At 28.0% G+C, this 19,777-nt stretch carries 27 protein-coding genes; 5 read left to right on the top strand and 22 right to left on the bottom strand.

The features are described 5' to 3' along the window. Position 1 precedes the first annotated feature (1 nt). From CJ670_RS08885 to CJ670_RS08865, 5 genes are read left to right on the top strand one after another with little or no spacing between them, the layout of a single operon-like run. Positions 2–733 carry an ABC transporter ATP-binding protein gene (locus CJ670_RS08885; protein ID WP_105939697.1) on the top strand — a complete coding sequence of 244 codons (732 nt, stop codon included), beginning with the start codon at positions 2–4 and terminating at the stop codon, positions 731–733. Continuing rightward, complete coding sequence (locus CJ670_RS08880; RefSeq protein ID WP_105939696.1) at positions 733–1,893, top strand: ABC transporter permease; 1,161 nt, start codon at positions 733–735, stop codon at positions 1,891–1,893. Before CJ670_RS08885 ends, CJ670_RS08880 begins: the two co-directional genes overlap by 1 nt. Then, positions 1,893–2,147 carry an ApeE family acyl carrier protein gene (locus tag CJ670_RS08875; RefSeq protein WP_105939695.1) on the top strand — a complete coding sequence of 85 codons (255 nt, stop codon included), beginning with the start codon at positions 1,893–1,895 and terminating at the stop codon, positions 2,145–2,147. The genes CJ670_RS08880 and CJ670_RS08875 overlap by 1 nt, the downstream gene beginning before the upstream one ends. Further along, positions 2,140–3,273 carry a beta-ketoacyl synthase N-terminal-like domain-containing protein gene (locus tag CJ670_RS08870; RefSeq protein WP_105939694.1) on the top strand — a complete coding sequence of 378 codons (1,134 nt, stop codon included), beginning with the start codon at positions 2,140–2,142 and terminating at the stop codon, positions 3,271–3,273. Before CJ670_RS08875 ends, CJ670_RS08870 begins: the two co-directional genes overlap by 8 nt. Further along, the gene (locus CJ670_RS08865; RefSeq protein ID WP_105939693.1) at positions 3,274–4,092 is read left to right on the top strand and encodes a hypothetical protein; all 819 of its coding nucleotides are present in this window, start codon (positions 3,274–3,276) and stop codon (positions 4,090–4,092) included. It begins immediately after the preceding gene. Here CJ670_RS08865 and darH read toward each other — a convergent pair. The 22 genes from darH to rpsQ all read right to left on the bottom strand — a co-directional run bounded on the left by darH (position 4,085) and on the right by rpsQ (position 19,773). Then, a complete protein-coding gene (gene darH / locus CJ670_RS08860; RefSeq protein WP_105939692.1) occupies positions 4,085–5,071 on the bottom strand; it encodes a BtrH-related acyltransferase DarH in 987 nt (328 codons plus the stop codon). The genes CJ670_RS08865 and darH overlap by 8 nt on opposite strands. After that, positions 5,064–5,459 (bottom strand): DarG family dialkylresorcinol biosynthesis protein, encoded by a 396-nt coding sequence (locus CJ670_RS08855; RefSeq protein WP_228154234.1) that lies wholly within the window; start codon positions 5,457–5,459, stop codon positions 5,064–5,066. The genes darH and CJ670_RS08855 overlap by 8 nt, the downstream gene beginning before the upstream one ends. Continuing rightward, positions 5,459–6,601: a beta-ketoacyl-ACP synthase III gene (locus CJ670_RS08850; RefSeq protein ID WP_280951932.1), complete on the bottom strand. Its 1,143-nt coding sequence runs from the start codon at positions 6,599–6,601 to the stop codon at positions 5,459–5,461. Before CJ670_RS08850 ends, CJ670_RS08855 begins: the two co-directional genes overlap by 1 nt. Continuing rightward, a complete protein-coding gene (locus CJ670_RS08845; protein WP_228154233.1) occupies positions 6,601–7,527 on the bottom strand; it encodes a dialkylrecorsinol condensing enzyme in 927 nt (308 codons plus the stop codon). Before CJ670_RS08845 ends, CJ670_RS08850 begins: the two co-directional genes overlap by 1 nt. 79 nt (positions 7,528–7,606) lie before the next feature. Next, the gene (locus tag CJ670_RS08840; protein ID WP_105939689.1) at positions 7,607–8,014 is read right to left on the bottom strand and encodes an ApeA family protein; all 408 of its coding nucleotides are present in this window, start codon (positions 8,012–8,014) and stop codon (positions 7,607–7,609) included. A 183-nt stretch (positions 8,015–8,197) separates the two neighbouring features. Next, positions 8,198–9,985 carry a YgiQ family radical SAM protein gene (locus tag CJ670_RS08835; protein WP_105939688.1) on the bottom strand — a complete coding sequence of 596 codons (1,788 nt, stop codon included), beginning with the start codon at positions 9,983–9,985 and terminating at the stop codon, positions 8,198–8,200. A 36-nt stretch (positions 9,986–10,021) separates the two neighbouring features. Then, complete coding sequence (gene aspS / locus CJ670_RS08830; RefSeq protein WP_105939687.1) at positions 10,022–11,773, bottom strand: aspartate--tRNA ligase; 1,752 nt, start codon at positions 11,771–11,773, stop codon at positions 10,022–10,024. A gap of 44 nt (positions 11,774–11,817) precedes the next feature. Next, entirely contained in the window at positions 11,818–12,996 is a 1,179-nt protein-coding gene (locus tag CJ670_RS08825) for a hypothetical protein (RefSeq protein WP_105939686.1), read from the bottom strand. A 1-nt stretch (position 12,997) separates the two neighbouring features. Then, on the bottom strand, positions 12,998–13,663 hold the full coding sequence (locus CJ670_RS08820; protein ID WP_105939685.1) for a uracil-DNA glycosylase: 666 nt from the start codon (positions 13,661–13,663) through the stop codon (positions 12,998–13,000). A 78-nt stretch (positions 13,664–13,741) separates the two neighbouring features. Then, positions 13,742–13,960, bottom strand: coding sequence for a translation initiation factor IF-1 (infA, locus tag CJ670_RS08815; RefSeq protein ID WP_105912153.1), 219 nt, complete (start codon positions 13,958–13,960; stop codon positions 13,742–13,744). A 9-nt stretch (positions 13,961–13,969) separates the two neighbouring features. Continuing rightward, positions 13,970–14,734 (bottom strand): type I methionyl aminopeptidase, encoded by a 765-nt coding sequence (gene map, locus CJ670_RS08810; protein ID WP_105912154.1) that lies wholly within the window; start codon positions 14,732–14,734, stop codon positions 13,970–13,972. A gap of 2 nt (positions 14,735–14,736) precedes the next feature. Beyond that, positions 14,737–15,999, bottom strand: coding sequence for a preprotein translocase subunit SecY (secY, locus tag CJ670_RS08805; protein ID WP_105912155.1), 1,263 nt, complete (start codon positions 15,997–15,999; stop codon positions 14,737–14,739). 2 nt (positions 16,000–16,001) lie between these two features. After that, a complete protein-coding gene (rplO, locus tag CJ670_RS08800) occupies positions 16,002–16,400 on the bottom strand; it encodes a 50S ribosomal protein L15 (RefSeq protein ID WP_105912156.1) in 399 nt (132 codons plus the stop codon). Between the two features lie 4 nt (positions 16,401–16,404). Further along, complete coding sequence (gene rpsE / locus CJ670_RS08795; protein ID WP_066154638.1) at positions 16,405–16,845, bottom strand: 30S ribosomal protein S5; 441 nt, start codon at positions 16,843–16,845, stop codon at positions 16,405–16,407. 9 nt (positions 16,846–16,854) lie between these two features. Next, positions 16,855–17,214: a 50S ribosomal protein L18 gene (gene rplR / locus CJ670_RS08790; RefSeq protein ID WP_105912157.1), complete on the bottom strand. Its 360-nt coding sequence runs from the start codon at positions 17,212–17,214 to the stop codon at positions 16,855–16,857. A gap of 9 nt (positions 17,215–17,223) precedes the next feature. Then, positions 17,224–17,760, bottom strand: a complete 537-nt coding sequence (gene rplF, locus CJ670_RS08785) for a 50S ribosomal protein L6 (protein WP_105912158.1) — start codon at positions 17,758–17,760, stop codon at positions 17,224–17,226. 9 nt (positions 17,761–17,769) lie between these two features. After that, positions 17,770–18,168 (bottom strand): 30S ribosomal protein S8, encoded by a 399-nt coding sequence (rpsH, locus tag CJ670_RS08780; protein WP_105912159.1) that lies wholly within the window; start codon positions 18,166–18,168, stop codon positions 17,770–17,772. A 12-nt stretch (positions 18,169–18,180) separates the two neighbouring features. Continuing rightward, positions 18,181–18,366 carry a type Z 30S ribosomal protein S14 gene (locus CJ670_RS08775; RefSeq protein ID WP_105912160.1) on the bottom strand — a complete coding sequence of 62 codons (186 nt, stop codon included), beginning with the start codon at positions 18,364–18,366 and terminating at the stop codon, positions 18,181–18,183. Beyond that, a complete protein-coding gene (gene rplE, locus CJ670_RS08770) occupies positions 18,366–18,914 on the bottom strand; it encodes a 50S ribosomal protein L5 (protein WP_105939684.1) in 549 nt (182 codons plus the stop codon). The genes CJ670_RS08775 and rplE overlap by 1 nt, the downstream gene beginning before the upstream one ends. 3 nt (positions 18,915–18,917) lie before the next feature. Then, positions 18,918–19,154 (bottom strand): 50S ribosomal protein L24, encoded by a 237-nt coding sequence (gene rplX, locus CJ670_RS08765; protein WP_066154625.1) that lies wholly within the window; start codon positions 19,152–19,154, stop codon positions 18,918–18,920. Further along, the gene (gene rplN / locus CJ670_RS08760) at positions 19,154–19,522 is read right to left on the bottom strand and encodes a 50S ribosomal protein L14 (RefSeq protein ID WP_024776088.1); all 369 of its coding nucleotides are present in this window, start codon (positions 19,520–19,522) and stop codon (positions 19,154–19,156) included. Before rplN ends, rplX begins: the two co-directional genes overlap by 1 nt. Beyond that, a complete protein-coding gene (rpsQ, locus tag CJ670_RS08755) occupies positions 19,522–19,773 on the bottom strand; it encodes a 30S ribosomal protein S17 (protein WP_105912162.1) in 252 nt (83 codons plus the stop codon). The genes rplN and rpsQ overlap by 1 nt, the downstream gene beginning before the upstream one ends. Between the last annotated feature and the right edge of the window lie 4 nt (positions 19,774–19,777).

Below are 19,777 nucleotides of genomic sequence, written 5' to 3'. Positions count from 1 at the left end.
AATGTCAATTATTATAAAAAATCTAAACAAATCATATAAAGATACAAAAATCTTAGAAAATCTAAATTTAGAGATAAAAAGTGGCTCTATTTTTGGACTTTTAGGACCAAATGGAGCTGGAAAAACAACTTTAGTATCTATTTTAAATAGTTTAATAAAAAAGGATAGCGGAGAAGTTTTTATATATGATTATAATTTAGACACTGAATTAAATAAAATAAAAGCTATATCATCTTTTGTTCCACAAACCTACGCTTTTTATCCAAATTTAACAGCTTATGAAAACCTAGAGTTTTTTGGTTCTTTATATGGCTTAAAACAAAAGATATTAAAAGATAAAATAGATATTGCTATAAATGCTTGTGCTTTAGAAAAATATGTAGATAAAAAAGCTTTAAATTTTAGTGGTGGTGTAAAAAGAAGACTAAATATTGCTATTGGGCTTTTAAATTCGCCAAAGATTTTATATCTTGATGAACCAACAGTTGGAATTGACCCACACTCAAGAAGATATATTTTGGAGATAATAAAAGATATAAATAAAAATAGTAATACAACAATTTTTTATACATCTCACTATATGGACGAAATTGAATTTTTATGTGAAGAAGTAGCTATTTTGGAAAACAAAAAAATAGTTTTAAAAGATAGTATAAAAAATTTAAAACAAAACAACAATTTAACTCTTGAAGAGTTATTTTTAAATATTACAAAAAAGAGTTTAAGAGATTAATGTTTTACTATATTTTAAAAAAAGAGTTTAAACTTATTTTTAGAGATATTCATGCTTTATTAGTTCTATTTTTAATGCCATCAATATTTATTTTAATTATGTCTTTAGCTCTTAAAAATACATATTCGCAAAATATTGAATCGAAATTAAAAGTTGCAATTATTAGCCAAAACAGTAAAGATATAGATATTTTAATAGAAGAGTTAAATAAAAATCCTTACTTTGAAGCTAAAATAGAAGATAGTATTTCAAATAAAGATTTAATTTATGAATTGAAATATGATTTTACTGTTAAACTTGACTCAGATTTTAAAAATCAAATAAATAAAAATAGCAAAGATTTTTTTATAGAAATATTTAGCAAACCAAATATCAAATATGAGTTTTATATAATTTTGAAAAATGAAATAGTTAAAAATATTTCAAAATCAGTAACAAAAGATTTTTTTATAAATTCAAAAATTGATGCAAAAAATCTTGATAACCTTGATAATTTAATATCAAATAAATATATCTTTAAAAATGAAAAAGATAGCTCAATCATAAATTCAGTACAACAAAGTGTTCCAGCTTGGCTAATTTTTTCTATGTTTTTTATACTTATTCCAATTTCAAATACATTTATAAATGAAAAAAACTTTGGAACAATTCAAAGAATAAAAAGTATAAATATTCCACTTTATACTATTCTTTTAGGGAAAATTTTACCCTATTTTATAATTAATCAAATACAACTAATCTTTATGATTTTAATTGGAATTTATATTGTTCCTTTATTTGGTGGTGACTCTTTAAAAATAGAAGGAAGCTATTTTTTAATTATTTTAATATCTTTTGCCATATCTTTTGCAGCTATTAGTTTTGCACTTTTAATTGCAAATATTAGCAAAACAACTGAAGAAGCTACATCAATTGGTGGAGTTATAAATATTATTTTTGCGGCAATTGCTGGAATAATGGTTCCAAAATTTGTTATGCCACAATTTATGCAAGATTTGAGTCTATTTTCTCCAATGTCTTGGGGACTTGAAAGTTTCATAGAAATTTTAGTTAATAATGGTAACTTTGATGATATAAAATCATATTTGTTATACCTAATAATTTTTGGTACAATATGCCTCATTTTTGCAAATTTTATACTAAATAAAGGAAAAAATTAATGTCAGATTTAAAATATGAACTAAAAAAACTAATCATAGAAGAGTGTGAAAAAGATTGTAAAATAGAAGATTTAAAAGATGATGAGCCACTTTTTGGACCTGATTCTGTTTTAGAATTAGATTCTATGGATGCTTTGCAAATATCTATGGCAATTCATAAAAAATATGGTTTAAAAACAACAGATAGTAAGGAACTACGAAAAATAATGGAATCAATAAACACTATGGAAGAGTATTTAAAAAATAATGCATAAAGTTTTCATTACGGGCTCTTCAATAATTTGTGCTTTAGGAAATAATAAAAAAGAATCTATAAATAAACTTAAAAATATTAATAATAAAAACTATAAAGAATACCTAAAAAACAACTTTGAAGATATAAATTATTATAGAATAAAACAAAATTTTAAAACTCAAAAAGAGAAATTTTTCACTATTTTAGAAAAAACTATTTTAGATGCTATTAATGATGCAAAATTATCACAAGAAGATAGAGAAAAATTAAATATTTATTTAAGTTCAACATCTATGAATATCTCTTTAATTGAAGAGAGCTTTAAACAAAAAAATAGTATTCACGCTATTAATTTTGAAGAGATTTCAAATTTTGTAGAAAATATCATATCTTCAAAATATCCTTGTGTATTTATTCAAACAGCTTGTACTTCTAGTGCAAATGCAATTATAAAAGCTAGCAATGAGATAAAAAATGAAGATATTCAAAAAGCTATGATAATTGGTTTTGAATTTTTTAATCAATCAACTTATAAGGGATTTGAATCTTTAATGCTACTTAGTTCCAGTGGTGAATATAAACCATTTGATAAAAATAGTGATGGTTTGATTCTAGGGGAAGCTTGTAGCTGTGTAATCTTAGAGAATATTAAAAAAGAAGATGATGATTTTGAAATAGTTTCATATTCAACTAGCTTTGACAATTACTCAATAACTAGTTCAAATCCAGATGCAATAGCTACTTTTAATTGTTTAAATCAGGCTTTAAAAAATGCTAATTTAGAAATTAGTGATTTAACTTGCCTAAAAGCTCATGCAACAGGAAGTGAAAATTCAAATCTTTCAGAAGTAAATGCAATAAACAATCTATTTAAACATCATAAAAATAGTTGTGATGTTGTAGTTTTAAAACCATATATTGGTCATACATTGGGTTCTTGTGGTACAAATGAAATAATTCTTTTATGCGAAAGTATAAAAAATGGAACTTTGCCAAAAACAATAAATTTTAAAGATGGATATGAAAATATAGATTTCAAACCTCTTTTAGAAGATAAAATTGTAAATAGTGCAAATATTTTATTTCATTTTGTTGGATTTGGTGGAAGTAATGCTTCACTTATTTTATCAAATAAAAGGTCTTAAATGTACATAAAACATTGTTTTAAACACGAAAGTCCATCAAAAAATGAAAAAGATTACAAGGCACTTTTAAAAGAGATTACAACTCTTGAGGTAAGAAAAATATCAAAACTTAACCTACTTGCAATTTATGGTGCAATTAAAACTTTGAAAGATAAAGAGTATAAAAAAGATTTAAGCCTATATGCTGCATCAAATTTTGCTTGTATTCAAGAAACTTACAAAATATTAAAAGAGTTAAAATCTCAAAATCCAGTTATGCCTTTTGATTTTTTGAATATAAATACAAATAATATGGGTTTTTATATAAGTAAAGCTTTAAATACTATAGGAAATAACTACACTATATCATCAGATTATTTATCTTTTGAAAAAACTCTATATACAATATTTTTAGAGTATAAAAATAAAATTAATAGTAGTTTTTTAGTAGGAGAAGTTGATAGTTCTTTAGAAAATCTTCCATATTTAGGAAATTTATCTGCTTTTGAAAAAAATATTTCAAATGATATTTCATCATGGATATATTTTGATGATATTTCAAATAACTCAATAGCAAAACTAGAGTTTATAAAATATTTTTCTTCAATAGATGATTTAAATAATTTTTTAAAAACTCAAAAATACGATGCAATATCTTTGAATAGTTTTGCAATAAAATTTAAAGATGAGTTAAATATAGACAACTCTTTAATTAAAACTTATCAAAACTTTTTTAGTTCTTCAAATATTATAAATCTTTTAAACGATGAATTTAAAAACTCAATATTTATAAATTTAGATAATAAAAAAAGAGCGTATTTGTTTTATTTTACTAAATAGTTTTTAAAATCCTAAAAGCCTCTTCTTCATATTTAGAGGCTTTTATTAAAATATCTGATATTTCTTTTGGATTAAATCTATCTATCTTTTTTGCACTTTCTACACATTTTAGAGCAAATTCTCTTAGAGTATCCCCTGAAAGTAAAATCAACTCACTAGCTTTTTCAAGTTTATTAATATCAAGATTATAAGTTTTTGCCTCTTTTAAAAATGCTGAATACAAATACCTAAATCCTCCGCCACCTGTTCCTATTTCTTCTTGCATTCTTACAATATGTGTTAAATAGTTTTTTATATATCTCTCATCTTTATTTTTAAGTTTTTCTATAGATTTTGCTAATTTTCTCATACCTTTTACTCCAGCATAAGGAAAAGGTGTAAGCATAGCTTTTGCATTTTTTCTTATAGATTTTTTTAAAATATTCTCAAAATCAATCTGTTTGGGAATATCTAAAATATAATACATAAAACCTTTTGGAGCAAAAACTCCTTTTGCAAATCTAGCTTTTGTCAAATCTTTTTGTGGGCACTCTACAAAATCTTCAAAAACTGGATCTGAAATTTGATAATTTTTACCATTTTTGCCATAAACTAAAAGGTTGTGTGCATTAAAATGAAATCTCATATTTTCTGGCATATATGGAAGATAAAAAACAGAAGTTTGAAGTCCTATTATTTTTCCATCTTCTATTGCAGTATCTAGTTCTATATTAGCTTCAAGCATATTTTGAAATTTTTTTTTAAAAATTTTAATACCTAAAACTTTCTCTATGTTATTTATAATATTTTTTGGAATTGCTCTATATGCAATTAGTGGCATATTATTTATTTTTATTATTGGGAAAAAAGCAAAAGTAAGAGTGCTAGTAAGTCCAAAAACCATTGGTTCACTAAGTTTTAATCCAGAATTTGTAAGCATTGAGGAGATAACTCCACTTTCACAATGTGCAAATTGTGAGTGTTTAAAATCTTTATTCATAGTTAAACTCTTTTAGCTCTTTTAAACTAATATCAAAAAAATCTGAATATTTTTTTAATATTTTATCGTTTAACTTTAAAAAATATTTCAATTTTAGATGTCTTTTTACTCTAAAACTAAACATTCCAACACCACTACAAAGTGTTGGTAAATCCATTCTATTTTTATACATAAAATATTTTATAGGAGAAGATATACCTTTTTTAATCTCTTCTAAGCACTCAAGTTCTAAAACTTTATACTCATTTACAGCTGTTAGTGTTGCAAACTCTTCAGCACTACTACCATAATTTACTCTACTAAAATCTCCGCTACTATTTTTTGCATACATAACTTTTTGCTGTCCATTTAGTGTAGAGTTTTCTTCTTTGGGAATATAATTCTTCACTACACAACTTCAAGTGAAAAAAATGCAGTAGAAAATCTTCCACTTTCAGGAACATAACATAGAATTTTTTCACCTTTTTTTAATTTTCCACTATTAAATAACTCTTCTAAAATTATATAAATAGATGCACTTCCTGTATTTCCATGTGTAGTTAAATTTGTAAACCATTTTTCATAAGGAATCTCAAAATTAACTTTTTTTAATCCTTCATATAATTTATCTCTAAAATATAAAGATGAATAGTGAGGTAAAAAATAGTCATAATCACTAACTTTAATATCTCTTTTTTCTATAATTTGTCTAAGAGGTTTTACAACTGTGTACTCAACAATATTTTCATTTAAAAGTTTTACATCTTGTCTTACACTTAAAAGTGATTTTTCCATAACTTCATTTTGATCAAATGCTCTCCAAGATTTTATTTTACTATCTTCTAAAATCTCTAATCCACTATACATACAAACTGGCATTTCTCCAGCATAAGATAAAATATCTATAAACTCTATTTTTAATGAAATTTTATCTTTGTTTGGTCTATCTTGTAAAAGCATAGCACCAGCACCATCTGATAACATCCATCTTAAAAAATCTTTCTCAAAAGCAATATTTGGATTTATTTCTAACTCCTCAAGGCATTTTGACTCTTCTTCAAAATTTCTTGCACTTAAAATTGGAGATGATGCCTCAGAACCTGTCGTTACTCCACATGAAAACTCTTTTGATTTAATAGCTAAATATATATATTTCAAAGCATTTACACCACTAAGACATATTCCTGAAGCCGAAATTGTCTCTATTGGTTTTAATTTTAACTCACCTTGAACCATCAAGCTATGTCCTGGCATAAGTTGGTCAGGAGAAGTTGTACCACAAGCAAGAACTTCAATATCATCAAGAGAAAAACTACTATTTTGAAGCTTTTTTATAGCATTACTACAAAGTTCTGCATTTGTAAATAACTGTTTTTGTGTGCCTTTTTCTAATACATAAAATCTTCTTTTAATTCCATTACTTCTTAAGACAATATTTTTTACTTTTGATTTCTTACCACCAATGTATCCCAAATAATCCTCAATTTCATCATTAAAAACAGGTTCATTTGGCATAAATTTTTCAATTGCATTTATATAAACATCAACCACTATAAAAACTCCTTCATTTTAAAATCTTTGCTTCCACTTGGTAATTCATAAAACTCTTTTTGTTTTAAAATAGAATTTTTATTTAATTTTCTTAATATAGTTTGAACTATCATATTTATAGGAACTACTATTAAAATCATTAAAATTAAAAAAACTAAATATAGCATTACCACTATTCTTCTTTTTTTATCTCCAAAGTTGCCAATTTTTCGTATTAATTTTCCCCAAATTAGAAAACTCTTATTTCCTATTTTTTCACTTTTGATTAATTTAATATCAACTTCAACAGCTTTTAAACCTTGTAAAAGACTCTTCTTTTCTTTTTCTTTATTTTGTTCTAAAGCTTGAACTAATGCTTTTCCAAATCTTTGCGATTTTATTATTTCATTTTCATCAATTCCTGCACTACTTAAACCAAAACAAGAATCTTTTTTTCCTGTTAGCATCCATCTTGGAGTTGTTATAAATGTCTCTAAAGAGTTTCCTTTATCAACTAAAACAACATTATCTATCAAAGTTGCACTTAAATCATCTAAAAGTTTTTTTATCTTTTCTTGAGCCATTATCCACATGTTTCTGCAAGCAATTAAAGTAACTACTGGTTTATCTTTGAATTTTTTCTTAGCATACGAGCTTTGTAAAAAACTACTTATAGGGATTGATGGCGATAAAAACCAAACTGTATAAGCTAAAATTATTAAATCATAATCATTTTCATCATCTTCTATATTTTCTAATTCACAAGGTACCATATAAACAGACTCTGGAAAAGTATCCATAAAAGTCATAAAATCCCAAGGAAAAGGATAATCCTTTTTAGGTTTTATATTTTTAAATATTAGCTCAAAATTTTCATTTCCTAAAAAGGGTTTTGTAAAATTCTCAACTAAATTATTTAATTGTCCAGTTTGTGAGTACGATAGCACTAAGATTTTTTTTTGATTCAAGTTATTACTTTTTATAAATTATTTAAAAAAAGAGCTAATAGCTCTTTTTTAATTTTTGTTAGTCTTCTAAATTATTTAGTTGAACTCTAATAGCATTATTTAAATTTTGAACCCAACCATTATAATTAGGATGGATAGTCTGTTTAGCTGAATCATATTTTAAACCACTACTACTATTTTTGTAATTAATAGCATAAGAAGTTCTGTTATATGGAATTTCAACAGTAGCTGAATGCCCTCTTAAATTCAACTGTCCCTCAGCAAGACCTGGTTTAACTTTTGTAATTATCCAACCTAATTGAGTACCAGCTGTTCGAATAGCTTTAAAAACCTGATCGTCAGTTGTACCTTTTTTAGCACTTATGTCACTTGTAGGAACATTATATACAGTTGCTCCTGTTCTACAACCTGTAAGAATAAAAACTCCAACAAGACCAATTAACAATATTTTAAAAATATTACTCATTTTTTCCCCTTTTTTATAAAATTAGATTTTAATAATATCAAATTTTCTTTAAATCTATTATTATTTTTGTGTAAATAATATATAGATTATTATTCTTGATAAAAATAGTTGTTTAAATAATTATTTTATCAATAAATTAAGACTGATTTTTAAAAAATATCAAGCTATAACTTTTATTTAGTTTTAACCTTGCATTCCAAAAGTAGAGTTTTGTTTTGTTTTACAAAAACTTTTTTTAGCAACTACTATCTCTTTTTGTCTCTCTTTTTTTAATGTATCTTTTTCAACAAATATTTTTTTCTTTGTAAAAGGGTCAAGCTCTGTATAGTACATAACAGCCGAATAAGTTCCTGGAGTTGGAGTAAAAACTTGTGCTTGTTCAGGATTTATTTTAAGCTCATGAGTAGTAAATTGTTTAAGTTCGTGCATATGGCTCTCTTTACAACCTGGATGTGCGGCTATTAAATAGTAAGTTAAAAACTGTTTTTTTCCAGTTTCTCTATTTAGCTCATCAAACATTCTTTTAAAATCAATAAGAGTTTGCTTTCCTGGTTTTCCCATATGGTGTAGCACTTCATCACTTGTATGCTCAGGAGCTATTTTCATTTGACCTGAAATATGATGGTCTATTATCTCTTTTAAATACTCTTTTCCATGATTTTTATCAGCAGCTATAAAGTCATATCTAATTCCTGAAGCTATAAATGCTTTTTTAACTTTTGGAATAGCTCTTATATCTCTTAGAAGTTTTATGTTTCTGCTATGATCTATTTTCATAGTACGACAAAGTCTATGGGCATCTACACATCTTTTATTATCAATACAAGTTCCAAGATTTATCTTCTTTTTACACTCATATCCGTACATATTTGCAGTTGGTCCTCCAACATCGGAGATGATTCCTTTAAAATCTTTCATAGTAGTAAAGTGTTTTGCTTCACTTAAAATATTTTGCTCACTTCGTGTTCTTATAGTTCTTCCTTGATGAGCAGCAATTGCACAAAAATTGCATTCACCCCAACATCCATGATGAGTCATAATAGAAAATTTTATAGTTTCAAGACATTTTACTTTTCCATCTTTTGAGTGGTATGGATGAACATCTCTTTGATATGGAAAGGATGCGATTTTATCCATCTCATTCTCTTCTAAATTACGGCTTGGTGGATTTTGAATTAGAAATCTGCCATCTACTTCTTGGCAAAGACCTTTTGAGTACATTGGGTCATTGTTGTCATAAAAAACTCTAAATAGATCAATATATTTCTCTTTATCACTTAAGCACTCTTTGTGCGATGGTATTTGAATATATTCATTTACAGGCTCTTTTGAGATATAACAAAGTCCTGCAATATTTTTTATATCTTTACCATCTTTTAGAAAAAGTCCTAAATCTATGATTGCTTGCTCACCCATTCCATAAATCATATAGTCAGCTTTTGAATCAAATAAAATTGGTTTTCTAAGAGTGTTTGACCAATAATCATAGTGAGTAAGTCGTCGCAGACTTGCTTCTATTCCTCCCAAAACTATAGGAACTGTATTTTTAAAATATCTTCTTATTAAATTTGTATAAACTAAAGTTGCCCTATCGGGTCTTTTATTGTTTTTTCCACCAGGAGTGTAGTCATCATCATTTCTAAATTTTTTTGTTGCAGTATAGTTTGAAACCATTGAATCAATACTTCCACCACTAACTCCCCAAAATAATTTTGGTTCACCAAGTCTTTTAACATCAACATCACTAAAAATATCTGGTTGCCCAATAATTCCAACTCTTAATCCAACACTTTCTAAAATTCTTCCAACAACAGCAATTCCCATAAAAGGAGAGTCTATATATGCATCTCCTGTTATTAAAACAACATCAAGCTCATCCCAACCTCTGGCTTTCATCTCATCTTTTGTTGTTGGTAAAAATTTATTTTGTGAAAAGTTTTCTGAAAAGTTTTTTATATTTTGATTTTGCATAAAGTATCTGTTTTATTTAAAAGGTAAGAGCTATTTCTAGCTCTCAACACTTTTTCGCACTCTTATATGCAACTCTTTTAATTGAGCTTCATCAACGCTTGATGGAGCTTGAGTTAGTAAACATTGAGCTTTTTGAGTTTTAGGAAATGCTATAACATCTCTTATTGAATCTGTTCCAGCAAGTAACATTATCATTCTATCAAGACCTAATGCAAATCCTCCATGAGATGGTGCTCCATATTGTAGTGCATCAAGTAAGAATCCAAACTTCTCTTTTGCTTCTTCTTGACCTATTCCCATAAGTTCAAATACTTTTGATTGAATCTCTTCTTTGTGAATTCTAATACTTCCACCACCCATTTCTGTTCCATTTAAAACAATATCATAAGCAATTGATTCAATCTCTTCTAAATCAGTTTTATTCAAATCTTTTGGCATTGTAAATGGATGATGAAGTGCTTTTGTTCTTCCATCTTCAACTTCAAACATAGGAAAATCTACAACCCATAAAAACTCATAAGCATCTTTTGGAACAATATTCATTTCATTTGCTAAAAATAGTCTAAATCTTCCCATATAATCCCAAACAGTTTTTTTATCACCTGCTCCAAAGAATACTACATCTCCAACTTCAAGATTTGTAACTTTTACAATCTCTTCTAAATCAGCATCTGTAAAGAATTTTGTAAGTGGACCTTTAAGACCATCCTCTTTCATTTGGAAGTATCCAAGACCTTTTGCTCCAAATTTTCTTACATAATCTTCAAAACCTTTCATCTGTCTTTTTGAGAATATATTATCTCCATTTGGACATCTTAAAGCTTTGATTCTATTTGCTTTTTTATCTTTTGCAATATCTGTGAAGATTTCATTTGAAGATTTTTCAAATATATCAATAACATCAATTAAAGGCATATCAAATCTTAAATCTGGTTTATCGCTTCCATAACTCTCCATTGCTTCAGAGTATTTCATTCTTCTAAATGTTGTTGGAATTTTTTTACCACATTTTGTAAATATATCATAGATTAATTTCTCAGCAACACCAATAACATCTTCTTGATTACAAAAACTCATCTCAACATCTATTTGAGTAAATTCAGGTTGTCTATCAGCTCTTAAATCTTCATCTCTAAAACATTTTGCAATTTGAAAATATCTATCAAATCCAGCAACCATTAAAAGTTGTTTGAATAGTTGAGGAGATTGTGGAAGTGCATAAAACTCACCAGCATGAACTCTTGAAGGAACTAGATAATCTCTTGCACCTTCAGGAGTTGATTTTGTAAGAATTGGAGTTTCAACATCTAAAAATCCTAACTCATCAAGTGTATTTCTAGCTTGAATAGTTGCTTTACTTCTTAGTTGAAAAATATCAAAAGATTTTTTACTTCTAAGCTCTAAGAATCTATTTCTTAGTCTTATCTCATCATTTACTTTTTCATCATTTATATCAAAAGGCATAGCTTTACTTTTGTTTTCAATAACAAGATTTTCTAAAATAATCTCAATTTTTCCAGTCTCTAAGTTTGGATTTTCTAATCCTTCACCTCTAGCTCGTACTGTTCCAGTTGCTATTAAAACATACTCATCTCTAACAGTTTCAGCAATAGCTAAAGCATCTTTACAATCTTGCGGATCAGCAACAAGTTGAACTAAACCACTTTTATCTCTTAAATCTATAAAAATAATTCCACCATGATCTCGTCTACTATTAACCCAACCAGCAACAGTAACTTTTTGACCTATTAAATTCTCTTTTACACTTGTATTATAATGTGTTCTCAAAATTAAACTCCATTTTCTAAATAAGCGGTGATTTTATCCAAAATCTACTTAATTTCTACAAATCCATACTCTGTGCTTTTAAATAGCCTTGGAGTATAAACAGCTTGATTTTCTACTATTTTAGTTGGTATTAAATTATTATTTCCATTTACTAAATAGTTTGCACCAACCAAAGTTGAGTAATCAACCCATTCAAAATTTATATTTCCACCAAAATTTAAAATCTCATCTCTTAATTTGTTATCAATTTTTTCAATAGAGTTTGCAAGTACCATTTTTTCTCTATCTTTATCTTGAGTTAAAGTCATTAAAACAGGATCAAAATTTATTTGAGTAGAGAATATAAACTTTGGATAAATATCATTTGCTCTTAATTGAGACATTATAAGTGAACTTTTTACTATATCTACATTTAAAAATATTGAGCTATTTCTCAATCTTGAATCTACAACAATATTTTTAAAATTTGTTTCGTTACTTTTTATCTCTTTTCTTGCAGTTGTATAACTAACAACATTTTCATAACTATTTCTTAACTTATTTCCTAAATATGTATTTTGATAAAACAGTACATTTGGACCATCAGAGTAATAACTTAATTTTTTAAGTTGATCTTCATAAGAGATAGAACCAAAAATTAAATTATCGTTTTGTGCTAAACTATCTTTTTTTTCAATTAGTGGAAGATAAACCATAATATCATTTAGTGACATTGTATTTAAATTATTTATTGCATTTGGTGTATATAGTGCAATTACTTTTGTAATACCCTCTTCTTTAACTTTATTAAATGCATTATTTATACTATCAGCACTCTCATTTTGGCTATCTATTACAACTAAATCATAATTTGCATTTAAAAATGTCAAATATCCAGCAACTGTATTTATAGAATTTTTTGCATATTTAGATACTAAAGATGATGGATAAACAAAGGCAATCTTAAGATTTGCCTTTGTACTATCAAATTTTATTTCAGGTTCACCAAATGCTAAAACTTCATTATTGTCTTCTTGCATTATCTCATTGCTTGAACCATTGTTGTTTATAATCTCTTCTTGGATTACACTATCGTTTGAAATAAACTCTTCTACAACTGTTTTTTTATCTTCCTCAACTTTTTTTACTGGCATATTCTGGTTTGGCATTTTTAGTTTTACAACTTTTTGCGTACATCCTGCAAGTAAAAAAGCCATAAAAATTAAAGTAAGTATTTGCTTCAATTTAACTCTCCTCATATAGATTTTTTATTTTTAACATATCAAGATAAGTATCTTTTTTTAAAGATGGATTTTTTAGTAGATAAAGAGGAGCAAAGATTGGTACTAAAATAGTAGAATTAAAGCTTAAAACTTTTCCTCTATTTTTTAAAAAGTCACCACTATTTTTTAATAAATAATCATAAACTTTCTCTCCAACAGCAACAATAATTTTTGGTTTTATAATATCAATTTGCTTTAACAAATAACAATTACAACTCTCAAAATTTTGAAAACTCGCCTCTTTTGTTCCTCTACATTTTACTAAGTTAGTAGTATATACTTCCTCTTTTTTTATTTTTAAGCTACCTTCAATCATTTTTGCTAACATTTCACCAGCATTTCCAACAAAAAAAGATCCTAAATCATCTTCACTTTTTGATGGTTCATCGCAAATAAACATAATCTTTGAATTTTGATTTCCATATCCAAAAAGTGTATGTTTTCTAGTTTTTGATAAATCACACAAATAGCAGTTTGCAACTGATTTTTTAAGCTCTTCTAAACCATTTGGTAATGCAAAATCACAACTACTATAAAAGTTTATATTTAAGTCACTATGATATTTGATTCCAAAAAGTTTTTGATTATATAGGTATTTTAAAACTTGATTCTTAACTTTATTTGTCATATTTGATTTTACAAAAAATATGCTTTAGTATCAATTTTTAAGAAGATTTATTAAATAGAGAAATTCTCTATTTAATAATTATTTTTTTCTATGAACAATTCTTCCCTTATCAAGTGAATAAGGTGTTATCTCAACTGTTACAGTATCATTTGGTAGTATTTTTATATAGTGCATTCTCATTTTTCCAGAAATATGACACAATACAACATGACCATTTTCTAACTGAACTCTAAACATTGCATTTGGTAAAGCTTCTATTACTTTTCCATCAACAACTATTACATCATCTTTTGCCACATTAGCCCCTTAATTTTCTCTATTACTTAAAATAACTGCTCGTCCATCAACTACAGCAACCGTATGCTCATAATGACTCCCTCTTAAACCATCGGCTGAAACAACATCCCAACCATTTTTAAGAATAACAGGGTTTCTATCTTTTTGACATATCATGGGTTCTATACAAAACACCATTCCATTTTTTATTTTTGGCCCAGATTTTGTACCACCATGCTCTAAGTAGTTTGGAATTTCAGGTTCTTCATGTGGTTTTCTTCCAATTCCATGTCCACAAAATCTTACTAGTGGCTGATAGCCTCTTGAAGTAATAAAATCTTCAATAGCCTTTGATAACTCTTTAAATCTCATACCATCTTCTATTATATCAATAGCATAATACAAAGCATCTCTTGAACAAGCTATCAGCTCTTCATCTTTTTTAGAAATCTCTCCAATTGGCATAGTAATAGCACTATCACCATACCAACCATCAACTTCAGTTCCAATATCAAGTCCTAAAATATCACCATCTTTTAAAATTGTATCGCTTGGAATTCCATGAATTATAACTTCATTTAGTGAAGTACAAACAGCACTTGGAAATCCATATAATCCTTTAAAAGCAGGTCTAGCTCCTAGGCTTAAAATAAATTTTTCACCCATAGCATCAACTTCTTTTAAAGTCATTCCAGCTTTTACATTCTCTTCTAAATATTTTAGTGTTTTTGCAACAGCTTGATTTGCAACATAAAGTTTTTCAATCTCTTCAGGTTTTCTAAGCGCAATAGACATTTTTATAGTCCAACTGCACTTAAAGTTTGATATTTATTTGAATATTGTTGTGCTTCTATTTTTCTCATAGTATCAATAGCAACTTGAACTACAATTAAAACTGAAACTCCTCCAAAATAAAAAGGAACACCCATTGCTTTTACAATTAACCAAGGAATAGTAGAAATTAATCCCATATAAATAGCACCCCAAAAAGTTAATCTACCAGCAACTGTATTTAAAAATTCAGCTGTACTAGCTCCTGGTCTAACTCCAGGGATAAATCCACCTTGTCTTTTTAAATTTTCGCTTATATCTTTTGCATTAAATGTAATTGAAGCATAAAAAAATGCAAAGAAAACTACAAATAAAAACATAAATAAGTTAAATGTATATGAACTAGGATTCATATAATCAGCTATCATTACTAAGTATTTATTTTCACTTCCTTGCAAAACTGTTGCTGGAAACATTAAAATAGCACTTGCAAAAATAGCAGGAATAACTCCACTTAAATTTACTTTAATTGGAATATAGTTCATAACTCTTTTATTTTGGTTTTGCATAATTACTTTTCTTGAGTAAGAAACAGGAACTCTTCGCTCACCTAATTCAACATAAATAATAGCTCCAACCGTTGCAAAAATTACAAGTAAAATACCAATTACTGTTAAAAAGTGCATTTGACCATTATTTACTAAATCGATAGTTCCACCAATAGCACTAGGAATTGCTGAAACGATACCTGCAAAGATAATCAGTGAAATACCATTTCCTATACCTCTTTGAGTTATTTGCTCACCTATCCACATTAAAAGCATTGTTCCTGTAAGCATTGAAATAGCTGAAACTGCAATGAATGTATTCATATCAATAGAAATTGCTGCTTGCCCATTTTGTCCAGTTAATGAATTAAGTCCGATTGATACTCCAATTGATTGTATTAATGTAATAACAATAGTTGTATATCTGATGATTTGCATATATTTTTGCATCCCATCTCTCTCTTTTTTCATTTTACCAAGTGCTGGGAAAGTTGCTGCTAGAAGCTCCATAATAATAGAAGCTGTAATGTAAGGCATAATTCCTAGTGATATAATACTTAGTCTTTCAACTGCATTTCCACTAAACATATTTACAAGACCTAATGCATTATTTGCATTTGAATCAAAAAACTCTTTAACTACGTCAATATTAACTCCAGGTACTGGCACATATGCCAGTAGTCTGTAAAGAAAAATAAAGCCTAATGTAATAAGAATCTTATTTACTAGATCTTTACTCATAATTATTTTCCAGTAGTTGTAACGTTTTCGTCTTTAATCTTAGCACTTAAATTTTTAGCTGTTGCACCAATAAGTTTTACTTTTACAACAGTTTTTGATAATTTATATACAGATCTAATCGATTCAACTGTAATTTCTGGTAATTCAGCAATTGCAGTTACTTTTTCAACATTAATTGTATATGGTTTAACTACTCTTGATACAAATCCAACTTTAGGAAGTCTTCTTGTTAATGGTTGTTGACCACCTTCAAAACCTCTTTTTGCACTGTATCCAGATCTAGCTTTTTGACCTTTATTACCTTTTCCAGCAGTTTTACCGTTACCGCTTCCTTGACCTCTACCTTTTCTTTTTGGAGCTTTTGTGCTTCCGCAAGCTGGTTTTAAATTTTCTAATATCATACTCTTATCCTTTTATTCTTGCTAAAGCTTCAACTGTAGCTTGTACAAGGTTATTTGGATTATTTGAACCTAAAGATTTTGCAATAATATCTTTTACTCCAGAAAGCTCAAGAACAGGTCTTGCAGCTCCTCCAGCTATAAGTCCAGTTCCTTCTGAAGCTGGTCTTAATAAAATTTTACTTGCATTATATTTGTGTTCAATATCATGTGCAATTGTTGTTCCTTTTATAGAAACTGTCACTAAGCTTTTGAATGCATCATCTAAAGCTTTTTTAATAGCATCTGGAACTTCTTTTGCTTTACCTGTTCCGAATCCTACTGTACCGTTTTTATCACCAACAACAACTAAAGCTGTAAATCTGAATCTTCTACCACCCTTTACAACTTTTGTTACTCTTCCGATTTTAACGATTGCTTCTTGAAAGTCTTCTCTATTTACTGCCATCATTAATCCTTATAATTTAATACCATTTTCTCTTAATGCGTCAGCAAATGCTGCAACAACACCATGATAAAGATACCCGTTTCTATCATAAACAACTGTTTCAATACCAGCTGCTTTTAACTTAGAAGCAAACTCAGCTGCAACTTTAGCAGCACCATCTTTATTTCCACCTAAACCCATAGTTTGTGAGCTAATTGCTACTAAAGTTCTACCTTCAGCATCGTTGATAGCTTGTGCACTAATGTATTTGTTAGATTTAAAAATCGATACTCTTGGTTTAATAGCTGTACCAAAAATATTAGCTCTAACTCTCTTTTTTCTTTTTATTCTTAAAGCAACTTTTTTTGCTAAATCTTTTTCTCTACTCATAGTTACACCTTATTTCTTAGCAGTTTTTCCGGCTTTTCTAATGATTTTCTCATCAGAATACTTAATACCTTTACCTTTGTACGGTTCTGGTTTTCTAAAGCCTCGAATAATAGCAGCAGCTTGTCCAACTTGTTGTTTATCTGCACCTTTAACTGTAATAATGTTTTTCTCAACAGAAATATCTAATCCTTTTTGGATTTCGAAATTAATTGGATGAGAATAACCTAAGATTAACTCTAAAACATCACCTTTTACAGCTGCTTTATATCCAACTCCATTGATTTCTAAAGTTTTTGAGAAACCTTCATTTAAACCATTAACTGCATTTGCTGTTAATGCTCTATAAGTTCCCCAAAACGCTGCAGATTCTTTTGTTTCACCATTTTTTGTTAAAACAACTTGACCATCTGCAACTTCAATTCCAACTCTTCCATGAGTCTCAACTGTAGAAACATTGTTTCCTTTTTTAACACTAATTAGCGTACCATTTACTGTTACTTCAATTCCAGCAGGAATTGTAATAGGTTTTTTTCCAATTCTAGACATTACACCCTCCTACCAAACAGTACAAAGTACTTCTCCACCAACATTAGAAGCATATGCTTCATCGTTAGCGATAATACCTTTGTTAGTTGAAAGAATAATAGTACCATATCCGTTTTTGAAATTTTTAATTTCAGAAGCTGGCTTATAAACTCTTCTTCCTGGTTTTGAAACTCTCACAATTTCGTTAATTGCTGATTTCTCTTTATCATCATACTTCAATTCAACTTGAATTGTTTTTTTATTATTTTGTCCGTCAATAACTTTGAATCCAACAATATACTCTTTTTGTAAAAGTACATTCACTACTCCAACAACTGTGTTTGAGTGTAATAGTGTTGTAACTTCTAATCTTCTCATAGAAGCATTTCTAATTCTAGTTAAAGCATCTGCGATTAAATCATTCATCATAGCTTTTTTCTCCTACCAACTAGCTTTTCTAACACCAGGTAATAAACCTTCGTTAGCCATTTTTCTTAAACAAATTCTACATAGACCAAAATCTTTATAAACTGAGTGAGGTCTTCCACAAACAGAACATCTAGTATATGCTCTTACAGCAAATTTAGGTGTTCTTTGTTGTTTAGCGATCATAGATTTCTTTGCCATTACGCTCTTCCTTTTGAAAATGGAATTCCAATTAACTCTAACAATCTATATGATTCAGCATCACTAGTAGCTGTTGTAGCAATAGAGATATTCATTCCGTGTGTTTTAATGATGTTATCATAAACTACTTCTGGGAACATCAACTGCTCATCAAGTCCGAAGTTAAAGTTTCCTCTTCCATCAAATCCATTTCTATTTAAACCTCTAAAGTCTTTAACTCTTGGTAATGCAATAGTGCATAGTTTGTCTAAGAAGTTATACATTTGCTCACCTCTTAAAGTAACTTTAATACCAACAGGCATTCCTTCTCTTACTTTAAATCCAGCAACAGATTGTTTAGCAATAACTTTAACCGCTCTTTGTCCAGCAATTAAAGAGATTGTATCTTGCATATTTTGGATTAACTTAGTATCTTTCATAGCTTCACCAGCACCAACAGAGATAACAACTTTATCAATTTTTGCTGTTAAAGTTTTATTTTTTGGAAACTCTGTTTCAAGAACTGGTTTAATCTCAGCTTTATATTTTTCTAATAATCTTGATGCCATATTTTACCCTTCCACTTTTGCCACATTTGAAATATCAATTGGCATCTCTTTGTTTATAAATCCACCATCTGGATTTTTTTCTTGATCAGGTTTAACAGTTTTTTTAGCAACTTTACAATCTTTTACGATTACTTTGTTTACTTTTGGTAATACTTGTAAAACTTCTCCAGTTTTTCCTTTGTCATCACCAGCGATGATTCTAACTGTATCACCTTTTTTTATTTTTAATTTAATAGCCATTATAGTACCTCCGGTGCAAGTGAAACGATTTTCATAAATCCTGAATATCTAACTTCTCTAGCAACTGGTCCAAAAATTCTTGTTCCAACTGGCTCTCTTTTAGCATCTAAAATAACAGCTGCATTGTCATCAAATCTAATTAATGAACCATTTTCTCTTTGAACTTCTTTATGAGTTCTTACAATTACAGCTTTAACAACTTGACCTTTTTTAATTTTTCCAGTTGGAAGAGCTTTTTTAACAGACGCAACAATAACATCACCAACAGTTGCATATCTTCTTTTAGAACCACCTAAAACTTTGATACACATAATCTCTTTAGCTCCTGTATTGTCTGCTACGTTTAATCTTGTAAAACTTTGAATCATTATTTAACTCCTGTAGCAAGGATCGTTTTTAATCTAAAAGATTTAGTTTTAGATAGTGGTCTGCACTCAACAGCAATAACACTATCACCAACATTTAACTCATTTTTTTCATCATGAACTAAATATTTTTTAAATCTTTTTACAGTTTTATGATACTTTGGGTGTAAAACTGATCTAGTTACTAAAACAGAAGCTGTTTTATCACCTGATCTTTTTACTACTACACCTTGAATCTCTCTTTTATGTGTCATACTT

Source organism: Arcobacter cryaerophilus gv. crypticus (assembly GCF_002993025.1).
GTDB classification, from domain to species: domain Bacteria; phylum Campylobacterota; class Campylobacteria; order Campylobacterales; family Arcobacteraceae; genus Aliarcobacter; species Aliarcobacter cryaerophilus_B.
This window is presented reverse-complemented; position numbering and strand designations above follow the sequence as displayed.